The organism is Streptomyces tubercidicus (genome assembly GCF_027497495.1).
GTDB classification, from domain to species: domain Bacteria; phylum Actinomycetota; class Actinomycetes; order Streptomycetales; family Streptomycetaceae; genus Streptomyces; species Streptomyces tubercidicus.
Window position 1 is genome coordinate 4,993,958 of sequence record NZ_CP114205.1, and the last position, 16,290, is coordinate 5,010,247.

The 16,290-nt window shown below is 74.1% G+C and carries 13 protein-coding genes; 9 read left to right on the forward strand and 4 right to left on the reverse strand.

Annotation, left to right across the window (positions count from 1 at the left end; all coding sequences use genetic code 11):
• Position 1: 1 nt before the first annotated feature.
• On the forward strand, positions 2 to 907 hold the full coding sequence (locus STRTU_RS21810; RefSeq protein ID WP_159745357.1) for a DNA-3-methyladenine glycosylase family protein: 906 nt from the start codon (positions 2 to 4) through the stop codon (positions 905 to 907).
• 64 nt (positions 908 to 971) lie between these two features.
• On the opposite strand, the gene STRTU_RS21815 is transcribed toward STRTU_RS21810, so the two are convergent.
• From STRTU_RS21815 to STRTU_RS21825, 3 genes are all read right to left on the reverse strand, one after another.
• Positions 972 to 2,303: a coenzyme F420-0:L-glutamate ligase gene (locus STRTU_RS21815; protein ID WP_159745359.1), complete on the reverse strand. Its 1,332-nt coding sequence runs from the start codon at positions 2,301 to 2,303 to the stop codon at positions 972 to 974.
• Entirely contained in the window at positions 2,300 to 3,256 is a 957-nt protein-coding gene (gene cofD / locus STRTU_RS21820; RefSeq protein WP_159745361.1) for a 2-phospho-L-lactate transferase, read from the reverse strand. The genes STRTU_RS21815 and cofD overlap by 4 nt, the downstream gene beginning before the upstream one ends.
• A gap of 137 nt (positions 3,257 to 3,393) precedes the next feature.
• Positions 3,394 to 3,903: a cysteine dioxygenase gene (locus STRTU_RS21825; protein ID WP_159745363.1), complete on the reverse strand. Its 510-nt coding sequence runs from the start codon at positions 3,901 to 3,903 to the stop codon at positions 3,394 to 3,396.
• Positions 3,904 to 4,622: 719 nt separating this feature from the next.
• Here STRTU_RS21825 and STRTU_RS21830 point away from each other — a divergent pair.
• From STRTU_RS21830 to STRTU_RS21840, 3 genes are all read left to right on the forward strand, one after another.
• Positions 4,623 to 4,886, forward strand: a complete 264-nt coding sequence (locus STRTU_RS21830) for a WhiB family transcriptional regulator (protein WP_003983763.1) — start codon at positions 4,623 to 4,625, stop codon at positions 4,884 to 4,886.
• Between the two features lie 328 nt (positions 4,887 to 5,214).
• On the forward strand, positions 5,215 to 8,955 hold the full coding sequence (locus STRTU_RS21835) for a glycosyltransferase family 2 protein (protein ID WP_159745365.1): 3,741 nt from the start codon (positions 5,215 to 5,217) through the stop codon (positions 8,953 to 8,955).
• Positions 8,952 to 10,532 (forward strand): DUF5719 family protein, encoded by a 1,581-nt coding sequence (locus tag STRTU_RS21840; RefSeq protein WP_159745367.1) that lies wholly within the window; start codon positions 8,952 to 8,954, stop codon positions 10,530 to 10,532. Before STRTU_RS21835 ends, STRTU_RS21840 begins: the two co-directional genes overlap by 4 nt.
• Positions 10,533 to 10,566: 34 nt before the next feature.
• Here STRTU_RS21840 and STRTU_RS21845 read toward each other — a convergent pair whose 3' ends face one another.
• Positions 10,567 to 11,022: a metallopeptidase family protein gene (locus tag STRTU_RS21845; RefSeq protein ID WP_174878904.1), complete on the reverse strand. Its 456-nt coding sequence runs from the start codon at positions 11,020 to 11,022 to the stop codon at positions 10,567 to 10,569.
• A gap of 259 nt (positions 11,023 to 11,281) precedes the next feature.
• Here STRTU_RS21845 and STRTU_RS21850 point away from each other — a divergent pair, with 259 nt between their 5' ends.
• The 5 genes from STRTU_RS21850 (at position 11,282) to manA (ending at position 16,087) form a co-directional block, all read left to right on the forward strand.
• A complete protein-coding gene (locus STRTU_RS21850) occupies positions 11,282 to 11,728 on the forward strand; it encodes a DUF3499 domain-containing protein (RefSeq protein ID WP_159745369.1) in 447 nt (148 codons plus the stop codon).
• 76 nt (positions 11,729 to 11,804) lie between these two features.
• Positions 11,805 to 13,163 (forward strand): phosphomannomutase/phosphoglucomutase, encoded by a 1,359-nt coding sequence (locus STRTU_RS21855; protein ID WP_159745371.1) that lies wholly within the window; start codon positions 11,805 to 11,807, stop codon positions 13,161 to 13,163.
• Between the two features lie 179 nt (positions 13,164 to 13,342).
• The gene (locus STRTU_RS21860) at positions 13,343 to 13,540 is read left to right on the forward strand and encodes a Trm112 family protein (RefSeq protein WP_159745373.1); all 198 of its coding nucleotides are present in this window, start codon (positions 13,343 to 13,345) and stop codon (positions 13,538 to 13,540) included.
• 74 nt (positions 13,541 to 13,614) lie between these two features.
• Positions 13,615 to 14,751 carry an SIS domain-containing protein gene (locus STRTU_RS21865; RefSeq protein WP_159745375.1) on the forward strand — a complete coding sequence of 379 codons (1,137 nt, stop codon included), beginning with the start codon at positions 13,615 to 13,617 and terminating at the stop codon, positions 14,749 to 14,751.
• Positions 14,752 to 14,818: 67 nt separating this feature from the next.
• Positions 14,819 to 16,087, forward strand: coding sequence for a mannose-6-phosphate isomerase, class I (manA, locus tag STRTU_RS21870; RefSeq protein ID WP_159745377.1), 1,269 nt, complete (start codon positions 14,819 to 14,821; stop codon positions 16,085 to 16,087).
• Positions 16,088 to 16,290 lie beyond the last annotated feature (203 nt).

A 16,290-nucleotide genomic window follows, 5' to 3' on the forward strand; every position in this document is an offset into this window, starting at 1 on the left:
CATGCCCGCCCGTACCTGGGTTCCGCCCGGCCCGTTCGACCTGCACCGCACGCTGGGGGTGCTGCAGCGCGGCCCCGGCGATCCCGCGTTCGCGGTGCGCGACGGCGAGCTGTGGCGCGCCTGTCGTACGCCGCAGGGGCCCGGCACGCTCCGTATCGCCGCCCGCCCGGCCGCCGGTGAGGTCGAGGCAGAGGCGTGGGGACCGGGCGCCGACTGGCTGCTGGAGAGCCTGCCCGAGCTGCTGGGGGAGTCCGACGATCCGGCGCAGCTGACCGCCCGGCACCGTCTCGTCCATGAGGCCCGCCGCCGCCACCCGGGCGTCCGGCTCGCGCGGACCGGTCTGGTCCTGGAGTCGCTGATCCCCTCGGTCCTGGAGCAGAAGGTCACCAGCGACGAGGCGTACCGCGCCTGGCGGCTGCTGCTGCAGCGGCACGGCGAGCCCGCCCCCGGCCCCTGGGAGCGGATGCGGGTGATGCCGGATCCGCGCGGCTGGGCCCTGATCCCCTCCTGGGAGTGGCACCGCGCGGGCGTCGACGCCAAGCGCTCGGCCGCGATCCTGCGCGCCGTGCGGGCCGCCCGCCGGATGGAGGAGGCCGCGCGGATGGATCTCGCCGACGCCACCCGACGGCTGATGGCGATACCCGGCATCGGCCCCTGGACCGCCGCGGAGACGCTGCAGCGCACCCTGGGCGCCCCGGACGCGATCACGGTCGGCGATCTGCATCTGCCGAAGATCATCGGCTATGCCCTCACCGGCCGCCGCGGCACCACGGACGAGGAGATGCTGGAACTCCTCGCGCCCTACGAGGGCCAGCGGCACCGCGCCGCCCGGCTGATCCTGCTGTCCGGCCGCACCCCGCCGCGCCGCGCCCCGCGGTTCCCCGTAGGGGACATCGCCCGGCTCTGACCGGCGCGCGGGCGCAGCTCAGCGCACAACCCCGAAACGGGTCCGCACACCACCCCGAAACCGCTCAGCGCACGACCACGAAGTCGTCGGCCCCCCGTGCCGGGCGCGCGGGCGGTGCCGCCGCCGGACGCCCGATGGCCACCGCCCCCATCGGCTCCCAGTCCGCCGGCAGCTCCAGCACGTCCCGGACCACTTCCCGGCAGAACATCGTCGACGAGACCCAGGCGGAGCCGAGGCCCTCGCCGGCCAGCGCGACCAGGAAATTCTGGATCCCCGCCCCGTTGGCGACGATGAACATCTCGCGCTCCGCGGTGCTCCGCCGCGCGTCGGGGTAGGAATGCGCGCCGTCCGTCACCATGCACGGCACCGCCAGATACGGCGCGGCCCGCAGCACATCGCCGCGCCGGATCCGCTTGGCGATGGACTCCTCCGGCTTGCCGTCCCGGCGCAGATCCGCGATCCAGGCGTCCCGCATGGCGTCCAGCAGCCGCAGCCGCGCTTCCGGCGACTCCAGGAGCACGAACCGCCACGGCGTGGTGTGGTGCGGCGCCGGGGCGGTGACCGCCGCCGCCACCGCACGCCGGACCGCCCCCGGATCGACCGGTTCGCCGGTGAAGGCGCGGACCGTACGCCGAGCCGTCACCGCCTCCCGTACGGCCTCGGAGGTGCCCAGCCGGAACATGTCGTCCTCGGGGCTGCGCACCATGACGCGCGCCCCGGCCGCGTCGCCGGTCTCCTCGACGACATGCCCGAGCCCCCGCACCACCGCGACCGGCAGCCCGGCGGCCTTGCCCTTCACCAGGTCTCCGGCGGCGGCCAGTTCGTCGGCGGTGGCCACCACCGTCGCGCTGAGCGGATTGCCGTACGCGTCGGTGCCGCCGCGCAGATCGTCCAGCACCCGCACCCCGGCCGCGCCGATCGCGACATCGGTGAGCCCGTTGCGCCACGGCCGGCCGGAGGTGTCGCTGATGACGACGCCGACGTCGACGCCGAGCGTGGCGCGCAGGCCCGCGCGCAGGGCACGTGCCGAGGCGTCCGGGTCCTCCGGCAGCAACAGCACGGTCCCCGAGGGGGTGTTGGAGGCGTCGACACCGGCCGCGGCCATCACCAGCCCCTGCCGGTTCTGCACGATCCGCAGGGTGCCGCGGCGCGCCACCACCCGGACCGTCTCCCGGTCGATCGCCGCCTCGCGGTCGGCGGCCTCGACCACCTGGCCCTCGGCCTTGCTGACGATCTTCGAGGTCACCAACAGCACGTCACCGTCGATGAGTTGGGGTATCCCGTCGACGGTCGCCGCCGCCGCGATCAGCTTGACGAGGTCGTCGCCGGGCCGCACCTCGGGCACTCCCGGCAGCGCCCACACCCGGTAGCCGGGCACCGCGGAGGCGTCGTTCACGCCCGGACCTCCGCGGCCAGCTCCAGCGCCTCGCGCACCATCGCGGTCGTGGCGTCCAGGTCCGTCATCATCAGCGGCACGGCCCGGCAGCGGATACCGGCCGCCTCGACCTCGGCGACCGCACCGGCGTCGACGGAGTCGACCAGCCAGCCGTCCAGCAGCCCGGACCCGTAGTGGCGGGCGACGGCCGCGGCGGTCGCCTCCACCCCCACCGCCGCCAGCACCTTGTCGGCCATCCCGCGGACCGGGGCGTCGCCGACGATCGGCGAGAGCCCGACCACCGGAACGCCGGCGTCCGCGATGGCCTCCCGGATACCGGGTACCGCCAGGATCGTCCCGATACTGACCACGGGGTTGGACGGCGGGAACAGCACCACATCCGCCGCCCCGATGGCCTCCAGCACGCCCGGCGCGGGCTTGGCCTGATCGGCGCCGACCGGCACCACGGCGTGGGCGGGCACCGAGGCCCGCAGCCGCACCCAGTACTCCTGGAAGTGGATCGCCTTGCGCTCGCCGTCCTCGTCGACGGCCACATGGGTCTCGATCCGGTCGTCGGACATCGGCAGCAGCCGCACACCGGGCTGCCAGCGCGCGCACAGCGCCTCGGTGACGGCGCTGAGCGGATATCCGGCACTGAGCATCTGGGTCCGCACGATGTGGGTGGCGAAGTCCCGGTCACCGAGCCCGAACCACTCGGGCCCGACGCCGTAGGCGGCCAACTCCTCCTTCACCCGGAAGGTTTCGTCGGTACGGCCCCAGCCCTGCTCCTCGTTGATGCTGCCGCCGAGCGTGTACATCACGGTGTCGAGGTCGGGACACACCTTGAGCCCGAACAGATGGATGTCGTCGCCGGTGTTCCCGATGACGGTGAGGTCCGCGTCCGGAGCCGCTGCCTTCAGTCCCCGCAGAAAGCGGGCGCCGCCGATACCGCCGGCCAGAACCACGATTCGCATGAAGACAGTGTGTCAGCCGAAGGCTGACTCGATGAGGGGCGGTGGCCGGGCGACGGGTGGGCAGTGTGTCAGCCAAAGGCTGAGTCGATGAGGGGCGGTGGCCGGGCGGCAGACGTACGGGGCAGGGTGCCTCGGTGTCAGGGGGCCAGTATTCCGGGCGGTGCGGTGGCGGCCTCGGAGTCCGTGATCTGGCCGGGATGCATCGGCATATTGGTCAGCCCCGGGAAGTAGACGTGCAGGCTGACGGCCGGTGTCAGGGCGTCGTTGACGACTTCGTGGACGTAGCCGGGGGCGAACACCCGCTGGGCGCCGGCGGTGAGCGGACGGGGCCCGTCCTCGGTGCGTTCGGTCAACTCGCCTTCCAGGACGGTCAGCACACCGGAGGACGCCCCGTGGTCGTGCCGCCCGCTGCCCTGGCCGGGCACCCAGCTCAGCAGCCACACCTCGTAGCCGGGCCCAGTGCGCAGCCGGTGGTACCAGCGGGTGGTGGCGTCGTAGCGGACCAGCGGGGCCCAGGCGGCGCGGTCGGCGGCGAGCGAGCGGGCCAGCCCGGCGAAGCCGGCGACGGTGGCCGGGTGGGCGGGGACGGGCGGCAGCAGGTGGGGGATGGCGAGCGGGTCGCCGGCGATCTGGACGTCGCTGTTCATGGGTTCCGGGTTCCTCGGCGGAAGTGCTGGGGTGACGCTGGGGGATCCCGCCCAGCGGTAGCTGGGGGAGGGCTGCGGCGCGGCGCGGGCTCTCCTCGTGGGGGGCACGGCGCGGCGGCGCGGAGCAGGGGCGCTGCGGGTGGTGCGAGTGGAGAAGGCTGGAGCTCAGTGGCTTCGACAGCTGGAACAGCGACAGCGGGCCTGCGCAGCGCAGAGCGACCCGTAGGCACGGGTCAGTCGGAGCGCGGCAGTCACTGGCATGGGCTCAAGGAGACCGGGTTCGCGGCGCGATGTCAATGGGATGTCTGGTTTTGGCGTAATCTTTCACCTCATCCGGTTACTCCGCTCGATGAAAGGTTTGTGCAGCTTTGGACGCGGAGACATCGACCGGCAACCGCGCTTTCAAACGCCGTTGCGGCCCCGTGATCCGGTTGTGATCTCCCCGCTTCGGCGGTGCGAAGTGCAACGGGAAAGCCGCCTGGTCGCGTCTTGAGGGAAAGAAGAGGGCGTGCAGGGTGGCACGTCCGGGAGAGTGTCCTGGTTTTTACTGATTTGAACACTTTCCGCATCCGCTTGGTTCCGCCGAGTGAATAAGAGGCTCAATAGCAGATCTCGGCTTGACTGGCCCGGATCACCACACTTGTAATTTCACTCGTGTCGTTCAGCCGAAATCGATCACGGCTTGATCACGGGGACGTAAAGACAGACGAGGGGCGCACATGACCGAGCTGTTCCAGGAATTGCTGGTCGAGGAGGCGGACGAGGAGCTCGGCTGGCAGGAGCGCGCACTGTGCGCCCAGACCGACCCCGAGTCCTTCTTCCCGGAGAAGGGTGGCTCCACCCGCGAGGCCAAGAAGGTCTGTCTCGCCTGCGAAGTCCGGTCCGAATGCCTGGAGTACGCGCTCGCCAATGACGAGCGCTTCGGCATTTGGGGCGGCCTGTCCGAGCGCGAGCGGCGCCGGCTGAAGAAGGCCGCCGTCTGACGATGACAGCGCAGCCGGCCGGACCGACGGCGAGCGGCCCCGTGAACCACGCCGCCGCACCCCCTCAACTCCCCATATCCCCCTATAGCGAACCCTCCGCCTCCAGCGACCTGCTCGCCGGAGGCGGACTGCTGTGTACTGCTTCGTACCGGCCCCGTCGGGGCGGCGGCGCGAACCATTAGTGTGGGGCCCCGTCCGAGATGCGCCGCCCGCCCCGCAGGCCGCGCGCGTCGCCTCGTAGTCCGTCGCAGTGTCTTCCGGGGGCGGGGGCCCAGCGCGACTTCGCCGCGGGCCTTCGAACTCCCGGGTCCGGAGGGCCCGTACCTCGATGTCCGTGCACAGCCAGTCGGCGGCCCAGGCCGCCTCATACGCAGCTGCCACCCCAGAGTTCCCGCGGCACGTCGTCACCGCCGTGATCGTCTCCCATGACGGTGCCCGCTGGCTGCCCGACGCGCTCAACGGCCTGCTCGGCCAGGAGCGGCCGGTGCAGAACGTCATCGGCGCCGACACCGGCAGCGCGGACGACTCCGCCCAGCTGCTCGCCGAGGCCATCGGGGACCAGCGCGTGCTGCACCTCGCCCGCCGCTCCGGATTCGGCACCGCCGTCGACGAAGCCGTCCGCACCGCCCCGGAGCTCACTCCCGACGATCTGCCGTATCTGCGCCGGCCCAGCGGCTGGGACCCGGTCACCCGCACCTGGCGCGACGAGGCGTACGAGATGCCGGAGTTGCCGCACGGCGAACCGGTCCAGTGGCTGTGGCTGCTGCACGACGACTGCGCACCCGAGCCGGACGCGCTCGCCGAGCTGCTGCGGGTCGCCGACACCAGCCCCTCCACCGTCATCGTCGGCCCCAAGCTGCGCAGCTGGTACGACCGCCGGCAACTGCTGGAGGCCGGGGTCAGCATCGCGCGCAGCGGCCGCCGCTGGACCGGCCTGGACCGCCGCGAACAGGACCAGGGCCAGCACGACCAGGTGCGTACGGCGCTGTCCGTCTCCACCGCCGGGATGCTCATCCGCCGCGATGTCTACGAGGAGTTGGGCGGCTTCGACCGCCGGCTGCCGCTGATGCGTGACGACGTCGACCTGTGCTGGCGCGCCCAGGCGGCCGGGCACCAGGTCCTGGTCGCGCCGGAGGCCGTCCTGCGGCACGCCGAGGCATCCGCCCGCGAACGCCGCCCCATCGACTGCGTCGGCCGCTCCGTCGCCAACCCGCACCGCGTCGACAAGGCCGGCGCCGTCTACACGCTGCTCGCCAACACCCGTGGCGCGACCCTCCCGTACGTCCTGCTGCGGCTGCTGATCGGCACCTTCCTGCGGGTGCTCGCCTACCTCGTCGGCAAGGTCCCGGGCCAGGCGATCGACGAACTCGCCGGGCTCTTCGGCACCCTGCTGCGGCCCGGCAAGATCCTCGCCGCGCGCAAACGCAGAGGCCGCCCCGCGGTCGAGGCGAGCGAGCTGCGGCCGCTGTTCCCGCCACCCGGCGCCACCGTCCGGGCCACCGCCGAACAGGTCGCGGGCAACCTCGCCGGGCGCGCCGCACCGGATGTCGCCTCGGCCGGCCGGCACGGCGCGGTCGAATCCGGGCCCGGCGGTGATGACGCCGACTTCCTGGAGATCGAGCAGTTCGCCCGGCTCAAGCGGATCGCCCGCAAACCGGCCCCGGTGCTCTTCCTGCTCCTGCTGCTGGTCTCGCTGGTCGCCTGCCGCGGACTGCTCGGCTCCGGCGCGCTGACCGGCGGTGCGATGCTGCCCGCGCCCGGCAGCGTGTCCGACCTGTGGTCGGCGTATCTCGACAGCTGGCATGCCGTCGGTGTCGGCGGCAGCGCCTCCGCGCCGCCCTACCTGGCCGTCCTCGCCCTGGTGTCGAGCGTCTTCTTCGGCTCCACCGGCTTCGCCGTCACCCTGCTGCTGGTCTGCTCCGTCCCGCTGGCCGGACTCACCGCCTACTTCGCCTCCCGCCCGCTGGTCGCCTCCCGGCTGCTGCGGGCCTGGGGCAGCATCGCCTACGCCTTCCTGCCCGCGGCCGCCGGTGCGCTGGCGGGCGGCCGGCTGGGCACCGCCGTGCTGGCGATCCTGCTGCCCCTGATGGCGCGCGCCGCGATCGCCGCGAGCGGACTGCGGCTGCCCGTGGGCACCCGGCCCAGCTGGCGCGCCACCTGGGCGTATGCGCTGCTGATCACCTTCACCATGGCCTTCACCCCGGTCGTCTGGCCGATCGCGGTGCTGCTCGGGATCGGTCTGCTGGTGCTGCGTCTCCTGGACGGCAGCCGCGATCTGCTGCTCGCCTACGGGCTGCGCTTCCTGGTCGCGACCGTGGTGCCGTTCGTGGTGCTCGCGCCCTGGTCGCTGTCGTTGCTGAGCCGTCCGTCCGCCTTCTTCCAGGAGGCCGGGCTGGACTACGGCGCGGGATCCGCCTCCGTGCTCGACCTCATCGGGCTCAGCCCCGGCGGGCCCAAGGCCGCCGGCGGGGTGCTGTTCCTCGGCTTCGTCCTGGCCGCGCTCGGCGCGACGCTGCGCGACGACCGGCAGCGCGCGATCCGTACCGCCTGGGCGGTGGCGCTGGCCGGGCTGCTGCTCGCGGCGCTGGGCAACGGCTCCGGCTGGACCGGGCCCGCGATGCTGGTCTACGGCCTGGCGCTGCTGTGCGCCGCGGCGATCGGCGCGGAGGGCATCCGGACCCGGATGGCCAGCCTCGGCTTCGGCTGGAAGCAGCCGGTCGCCGTGCTGATCGCGCTGGCCTCCGTGCTCGCCCCGCTCTACGCCGCCGCCAGCTGGATGATCACCGGCGCCGCCGGTCCGCTGGAGCGGCGCAACCCCGAGCAGGTCCCGGCGTTCGTCGCCGAGGAGTCCGGCACCCCCGACCGGGCCCGCACCCTGGTCCTCGACGGCACACCCGGCCATGTCGGCTACACCCTCGTCCGGGGCTCCGGTGCCCGGCTCGGTGACGCCGATCTGGCCGCCGCGGCGGGCGAGGACAAGCGGCTCGCCGGCATCGTCGCCCACCTCGTGGCCGGCTCCGGCGCCGACCAGACCAACCAGCTCGGCGGCTACGCGGTCCGCTATGTCCTGGTCAGGGACGGCGCGCCGCGCGAAATGGGCCGGGTACTGGACGCGACACCGGGCCTGACCCGGCTCAGCCAGGACGACGGCAGCGCCCTGTGGCGCGTCGACCGCCGGGTCTCACGCGTCTCGATCGTCCCGGGCGAGGCCAAGGACGGCACCAGCGCGGGCGAGACCGCCGCGCCCGTCGCCGTACCCGCCGGTCCCGTCGACGCGCACACCAAGGTGTCCGGCGGCGACAGCGGCCGGGTGCTGCGCCTCGCGGACGCCGCCGACGAGGGCTGGCAGGCCACCCTCAACGGCACCCCGCTCAAGCCCGTGACCGTCGACGGCTGGGCGCAGGGCTTCGCGCTCCCCGCGGAGGGCGGCACCCTCGACCTCACCCATGAGAACCCGCTCGGCCACACCCTCTGGCTGTGGGCACAGGGCCTGCTGGCCGTCGTCCTGGTGGTGCTGGCGCTGCCGGGCCGCCGCCGGGAGATCGACGACGACCTGCCGGAGGACGTGGCCGCCGACCGGGCCGCCGCGGTGTCCGGCGACGGCCGCCGGGCGCGCCGTCTGCGGGCCCAGGCCGAGGCGGCCGACGCCCCGATGGCCGCACCGGCCCCCGGCCAGGACCCGGCGGCGGGCGACCCCACCGCCCCCGCCGACCCGTATGCGGCGGTGCCGCAGCAGCCGTCCTACGAGGAGTGGCAGGCCGCCCAGCAGGGCGTGCCGGACGGCACCGTGCCCCCGGGCCACCCCGCGGGCCAGACGCAGTACGCCCCCGCCGACGCGTACCAGGCCGGACCGTACGGCCAGCCGTACCCGCAGGCCGATCCCTACCAGGCCCCCGACCCGTACACGGACCCCTACCAGGCGGGCGCCTACGACCCGTACGGATACGGGCAGCAGCAGTACGGCGACGGCGGGCCGCAGCACCAGCAGCCCTACGACGACGGCACCGAGTACCCGGGGTACTCCGGCTCCTACCCCGAGCCGCGCCGTGACGGGAGCGACCAGCAGTGAAGCGCACCATGATGTCCCTGACCGGCGTGGCCGTCGCGCTGGCCGCGGTCACCGGCGTCGCCGCCGTGGCGGCCCCGGACGGCGGCCACGAAACCGCCCGCGGCAGCAGCCGGCTGCCCGTCCAGCGCTCCGCGCTGCTCTGCCCGGCCCCGACCTCCTCCGAGGTCGGCGAGACCGCCTACACCGCCTTCGCCCCCCAGGGCGCGGCGGCCGGCGCGGACGGCAAGAAGGGCACCGCCGAGCTGCGGCCCGCCGGGACCGTGCGGGACGCCGCCGACGGAGCGGGCGGCAAGGACAAGGGCAAGGGCAAGGACAAGGGCGGGGACGCCGCGGACTCCGCCGCCTCGCGGACCGTCCCGCCCCGCGACAGCAAGCCCGTCGTGCCCCTCCAGAAGGCCGGTACGCCGGTCACCGCGACCACCGAACGCCCCGACGCCCCCGCCCTCGTGGGCGCCGCGGACGGCGCTCTCGCGCCCGGCTGGACCGTGCAGCAGACCACCTCGGTCGCCGCCGGCGCGGGCCGCGGCCTCCTCGGGCTGAGCTGCACCACCCCCGACACCACGTTCTGGTTCCCCGGTGTCAGCACCGCCAAGGACCGCCACGACTACGTCCACCTCACCAACCCCGATGCGACCCCGGCCGTCGTCGACCTCGAACTCCACGGCAAGGACGGGTCGTTGGCGGGCTCGGCGGGCGAGGACATCTCCGTACCGCCGCACACCACGGTCCCGGTGCTGCTCTCCACGCTGACCGCCACCCCCACCACCAACGCCTCGCTGCATGTCGTCGCCCGTGAGGGCCGGGTCGGCGCGGCCGTCCAGGCGAGCGACGGGAAGCTCGGCAGCGACTGGCTGCCGCCCGCCGCCGACCCGTCGCCGGGCGTGGTGCTGCCCGGCATCCCCAAGGACGCCACCTCCGTCCGGCTGGTGGCCCTCTCGCCCGGTGAGTCCGACGCCGATCTGAAGGTCCAACTGGCCACCCCGACCGGGCTGATCACGCCCGCCGGGCTGGAGAGCCTGCACCTCAAGAGCGGGATGACCACCGCCGTGGATCTCAAGGACCTCACCAAGGGCGAGGCCGGCTCACTGGTGCTCACGCCCGCCGACGGTGACACCAAGACCCCGGTCACGGCCGCGCTGCGGGTCACCCGCGGCAAGGGCGCCAAGCAGGAGATGGCGTTCATCCCCGCGACCCGGCCGGTCGAGAAGCGCGCCACCGCGGCAGACAACCGCGCCGGGGGCAGCACCCTGTCGCTGGTCGCGCCCGAGAAGGGCAAGGACGCCAAGGTGAAGGTGACCGCGTCGGCCGGCAGTAGCGGCGGCACCCCCGTCACCAAGAGCTACACGGTCAAGGGCGGCACCAGCCTGGACGTCCAGCCGCCCCGTCCGCAGGGCCTGAAGGGGACCTACGCCCTCACGGTGGAGCCGGAGCCGGGCAGCGGTCCCGTCTACGCGTCCCGGATGCTCGCGCGCCCCCAGGGCGGGGTGCCCGCGTTCACCGTCCAGCCGCTGCCCGACGACCGCGGCTCGGTCCTCGTCCCGGCCGCGGGCCAGGATCTGTCGGTCCTGACGAACTGACCGCGGACCCGTCCCAAGGACCCGCGCGGCGGCCTCAGTCCTGGCCGTAGCGCGGGTCCACCGACTCCGGGGCCAGCCCCAGGAGTTCGGCGACCTGCTCGACGACCACCTCATGGACCAGCAGCGCCCGCTCGTCACGGCTCTTCGTACGGATCTCCACCGGCCGCCGGTAGATCACGATCCGGTCGCGATGTCCGCCCGCGGCCGGCAGCATCCGCCCCAGCGGCACGGTCTCCGCGTCGGCCGCGTCCGGCCCGTCGTCCGGTCCGAAACCGGGCACCTCCAGGACCAGGAAGTCGACCTGGGACAGCTGCGGCCAGCGGCGCTCCAGCCGGTCCCGGGAGTCATACACAAGATCCACGAAGGACTCGGCGCGGGTCACCGACAGCGGCACCTGGGGCGGCGCGATCGGGCCGCGCATGCCGCGGCCGTGGCGGTCGCGGCGCCGGAGCCGCGGCTCCGGCGGTCGGGGAGGTACAGGGCTGTCCATCAGGATCGAGCGTAGCCGTCAAGCACCCCCGGACACCGGGGAGCGCGGCAAGACGTGGCATGTCGTCGACTGACCGTAGCTGTCCGCGTTGTGTTCGTTTCCATCCCCGCATGAGATCGCAGATCGACGCCGGAATGGCAGGAAATGCATCGAGTCGTCACGGGTTTCCGCGCCGCACACGGTCCGTCCCGGCCCGGCCGGTCCAGGTCAGGTCGAGCGGGTGCAGGTCAGACGCATCGGACGAAGCGGGACGACACGGTTGGGTGAGCGGGGGGAGAGTCGTCGCGGCCCGCTCAAGAGTGCGGTACCGTCCAACGTCGTGAGCCCTGTACGTCGCTGTTCGCGCACTGCGTGCGGCCGCCCCGCCGTCGCAACGCTGACGTACGTCTATGCGGATTCGACCGCCGTGCTCGGACCGCTCGCCACCTACGCCGAACCGCACTGCTACGACCTGTGCGCCGAGCACTCCGAGCGGCTGACCGCGCCCCGGGGCTGGGAGGTCGTCCGCCTCGCCCTCGACTCCGGCCCGCCCCGCCCCAGCGGCGACGATCTCGAAGCCCTGGCGAACGCCGTACGCGAGGCCGCCCGCCCCCAGGAACGCGCCGCCGGTGCCGGTGGCGGCAACGCCCCCGGCGACCGCGACACCCACCCCCTGGAGGTCGCCCGCCGCGGCCACCTCCGGGTGCTGCGCTCCCCGGACTCCTGAGACGGGGATGCCCGGCCACCTCACAGGCCCGCCCGGTAGGTTGGGAGGACATAGAGACTCTCCAGGAGGGCTGGCTGTGACTGATCTGTCGCAGATCGTGAAGGCGTACGACGTACGCGGCGTCGTCCCCGCCCAGTGGGACGAACCCCTGGCCGAGCTGTTCGGGGCGGCCTTCGTCGAGGTCACCGCCGCGGACGCGATCGTGATCGGGCACGATATGCGGCCCTCCTCGCCCGGTCTGTCGGGCGCCTTCGCGCGCGGTGCGGCGTCCCGCGGCGCGGACGTCACCCAGATCGGCCTGTGCTCGACCGACGAGCTGTACTTCGCCAGCGGCTCCCTGGGCCTGCCCGGCGCCATGTTCACCGCCTCGCACAACCCGGCCCGCTACAACGGCATCAAGATGTGCCGGGCCGGCGCCGCCCCCGTCGGCCAGGATACCGGTCTCGCCGACATCCGCGCACTGGTCGAGCGCTGGGCGGACGAGGGCGCCCCGCAGCCGGTCGCCGCACCCGGCACCCTCACCCAGCGCGACGTCCTGACCGACTACGCCGCCCATCTGCGCGCCCTGGTGGACCTCGGCGGCATCCGCCCGCTGAGGGTCGTGGTGGACGCGGGCAACGGCATGGGCGGCCACACCGTCCCCACCGTCTTCGAGGGCCTGCCGCTCGAACTGGACGCGATGTACTTCGAGTTGGACGGCTCGTTCCCCAACCACGAGGCCAACCCGCTGGATCCCAAGAACATCGTCGACCTCCAGGCACGGGTCCGCGAGACCGGAGCTGACCTCGGCCTCGCCTTCGACGGCGACGCCGACCGCTGCTTCGTCGTCGACGAGAACGGCGACCCGGTCTCCCCGTCCGCGATCACCGCCCTGGTCGCCGCCCGCGAGCTGGCCAAGCACCCCGGCGGCACGGTCATCCACAACCTGATCACCTCCTGGTCGGTGCCGGAGGTCGTCAGGGAGAACGGCGGCGAGCCCGTCCGGACCCGCGTCGGGCACTCCTTCATCAAGGAGGAGATGGCCACCACCGGCGCCATCTTCGGCGGCGAGCACTCCGCGCACTACTACTTCCGCGACTTCTGGAACGCCGACACCGGCATGCTCGCCGCGATGCACGTCCTGGCGGCCCTCGGCGGCCAGCAGGGCCCGCTGTCGCAGCTGGTCGCGCAGTACGACCGGTACGCGGCCTCCGGCGAGATCAACAGCACCGTCGACGACCAGACCGGCCGCCTCGCCGCGATCAAGGCCGCCTACCAGGGACGCGACGGCGTCACCCTCGACGAGCTGGACGGCCTCACCGTCACCGCCGATGACTGGTGGTTCAACGTCCGCGCCTCGAACACCGAACCGCTGCTCCGGCTGAACGTCGAGGCCCGCGACACCGCCACCGCCGACCGGATCCGCGACGAGGCCCTGGCGATCATCCGCGGCTGAGCCCCGCCGCACTGCCGCCGCAGCGGCACACCGGGACACGACGCCGAGGGGGCGGGCGGCAGCGGCATCCCCGCCGCCCGCACCCCCGCGCATCACCCCGAATTCCCGCCGGGCAAGCCTCCGGCCCCCGCCCGGCGGTACGCTGGCCACGCCGCAACCGCCCCGAAGGAGCAGCCTCCATGCCGGTCGACGCCAGCCTGATCCAGATCCTTGCCTGCCCGGCATGCCACGCCCCGCTCCAGGACCGGACCGAAGACTCCTCCGGTCCCGCGTCCGACCCCGAGCTGGTCTGCACCTCCGGCGACTGCGGCCTCGCCTACCCCGTCCGGGACGGCATCCCCGTACTCCTCGTCGACGAGGCCAGCCGCCCCGCCTGACCGGCTCCGCCGGGCCCGCCCGGCGCCGCCCGGCACACCCCCGCCCGCCCGGCGATTCGGAGGCCGCGCCCACCATGCTCGACGAGTCACTCCTCGACACCCCTGACGCGCTGGCCGGGGCCGACCGCTTCGGCCTGCTCCGCGGCGTCGCCGAATCCGGCGCCCGGGTCCGTACCGCCGCCCGCAGCGCCGCCGAGGCCGGCATCCCCGAGCTGACCCCCGACGGGCGGCCGCGCGCCGTCCTCGTCGCCGGCCCCGGCCCCGCCGCGGCCGGAGTGGCCGACCTCCTGCGGGCCCTCGGCGGCGGCAGCTGCCCCGTCACCCTCCTCCAGCCCACCGGCGTCGCCCCGCTGCCCGGTGCGCTGCGCTGGGCCCTGCCCGGCTGGGCCGGACCCCTGGACCTGCTGCTGCTCCCCGGCCCGGACGCCGCCGACCCCGGCCTCGCCGAGCTGGTCGAGCAGGCCACCCGCCGCGGCTGCGCCGTCGTCTCCGTCACCCCGGCCGGCGGCCCGCTCGCCGACGCCGTCACCCAGGCCCGCGGCCTCGCCGTCCCGCTGGCCACCACCCCCTACGACGCCGAATTCGACGTCGAGGGCGCCCCGCCGGCCGCCCCCGGCACCCTCTGGTCGGTGCTCATCCCGCTGCTCTCGCTCGCCGACCGGATCGGCCTGCTCAGCGCCCCGCCGGAGGCCCTGGGCAAGCTCGCCGACCGCCTCGACCAGCTCGCCGAGCGCTGCGGCCCCGCCATCCCCACGTACACCAACCCCGGCAAGACGCTCGCCGCCGACCTCGCCGACGCGCTCCCGCTGATCTGGACCGAAGGCACCGTCGCCGGCGCCGTCGGCCGGCACTTCGCCACCGAACTGGCCGGACTGGCCGGCCGCCCCGCGCTCGCCGCCGAGCTGCCCGAAGCGCTCGCCACCCACCGCACCCTGCTGGCCGGCGCGCTGGCCGCCGGCGCCGACCCCGACGACTTCTTCCGCGACCGGGTCGAACAGCCCGCCGCACTGCACGCCAGGGTCGTGCTGCTGCGCGACGGCGAGCCGGGCCCGCTGTCCGCCACCCGCGCCGCCCAGGCCCTCGCCGAGGAGCGCGACACCGCCGTCAGCGAGCTGGAGGCCGACATCGGCAGCGATCTGGAGAAGGCCGCTGAACTACTCGCCATCGTGGATTTCGCCGCCGTTTACCTGGCGCTCGCCGGGACCGAGTGACCTTTGACGGCTGGGCCCGCGCCTGTGGGCCGTCACACCACGCTCACTGTCAGGAAGCAGCCGCCCCATGGACCGCCTCGCCAATACCGTGCGCCCCTACGCCTGGGGCTCCACCACCGCCCTGCCGGAGCTCCTGGGCACCGCACCGACCGGCGAACCCCAGGCCGAGATGTGGATGGGCGCCCACCCCGGCGCCCCCTCCCGTATCGACCGCGGCGCCGGCCCCGTCTCCCTGGCCGAGGTGATCGACGCCGCGCCCGAGGCCGAACTGGGCGCCGACACCGTCCGCGCCTTCGGCCCCCGGCTGCCCTTCCTGCTCAAGCTGCTCGCGGCCGGCTCCCCGCTCTCCCTCCAGGTCCACCCCGACCTCGCCCAGGCGCAGGAAGGCTTCGCCGACGAGGAGCGGCGCGGCGTCCCGATCGACGCCGCCCACCGCAACTACAAGGACGCCAACCACAAGCCCGAGCTGATCGTCGCGCTCACCCCCTTCGACGGCCTCTGCGGCTTCCGGCACCCGGCGCAGGCCGCCGACCTCCTGGAGGGCCTCGACGTCGACGACCTCAAGCCGTACGTCGACGTCCTGCGCGCGAGCCCTGAGGAGGACGCGCTGCGCGAGGTGCTCACCGCCGTACTGAGCGCCGAGCAGCACGCGATCGCCACCACGGTCGAGCGCGCTGCCGTCGCCGCCGACCAGCTGGCGGCCAAGGGCGGACCGCACGCCGACGCCTACGCCGCCTACGCCGTCCTCGCCCACCACTACCCGGGCGACCCCGGCGTCCTCGCCGCCATGCTGCTCAACCACGTCCAACTCCAGCCCGGCGAGGCACTGTTCCTCGGCGCCGGCATCCCGCACGCCTACCTGGGCGGGCTCGGCGTCGAGCTGATGGCCAACTCCGACAATGTGCTGCGCTGCGGTCTGACCCCCAAGCACGTGGACGTACCGGAGCTGCTGCGGGTGGTCCGCTTCGAGGCCCGTGACGCGGGCGTCCTGCGCCCCGAGGACGTCGACGGCGAGGAGGTCTACGAGACCCCCATCGACGAGTTCCGCCTCTCCCGCTTCGCGGCGGCTCCCGGCGCTGCCCCGCGCCTGCTGCCCTCCCGTACGCCGCAGGTTCTGCTGTGTACGGCGGGGGTGGTTGAGCTACGGGAGGTCGGGACGGAGGCCGGGGCCGGGGTCTCGACTGGGGCCGGGGTCGGGGCCACTGCGGCTGTGGCTGGGGCCGGGGCGGGGGCCGGGCTGACTCTGACGCCCGGGGAGTCCGTGTTCGTACCGGCCGGTGAGCGGATCACGCTCTGTGGGGACGGCATGCTGTTCCGCGCGACCGTGGTGGCGTAGGCCACCGCGACGGGATGGCGCCCCCGGGCAGCTGCGCGGGGCCCCGGCAGCTGTGCGGAGCCCCGGCAGCTTTGCGGTGAGGGCGCGCCCGGGAGGCTCGTACGACTGCCGGAAACCGTCCGCCAGGTGGGCTCCTGGCGGACGCCCCGGGCCGGGCTGCAACAATGACCGCCGCACAGCATTAAAGGGGCGGCAAAGCCCGG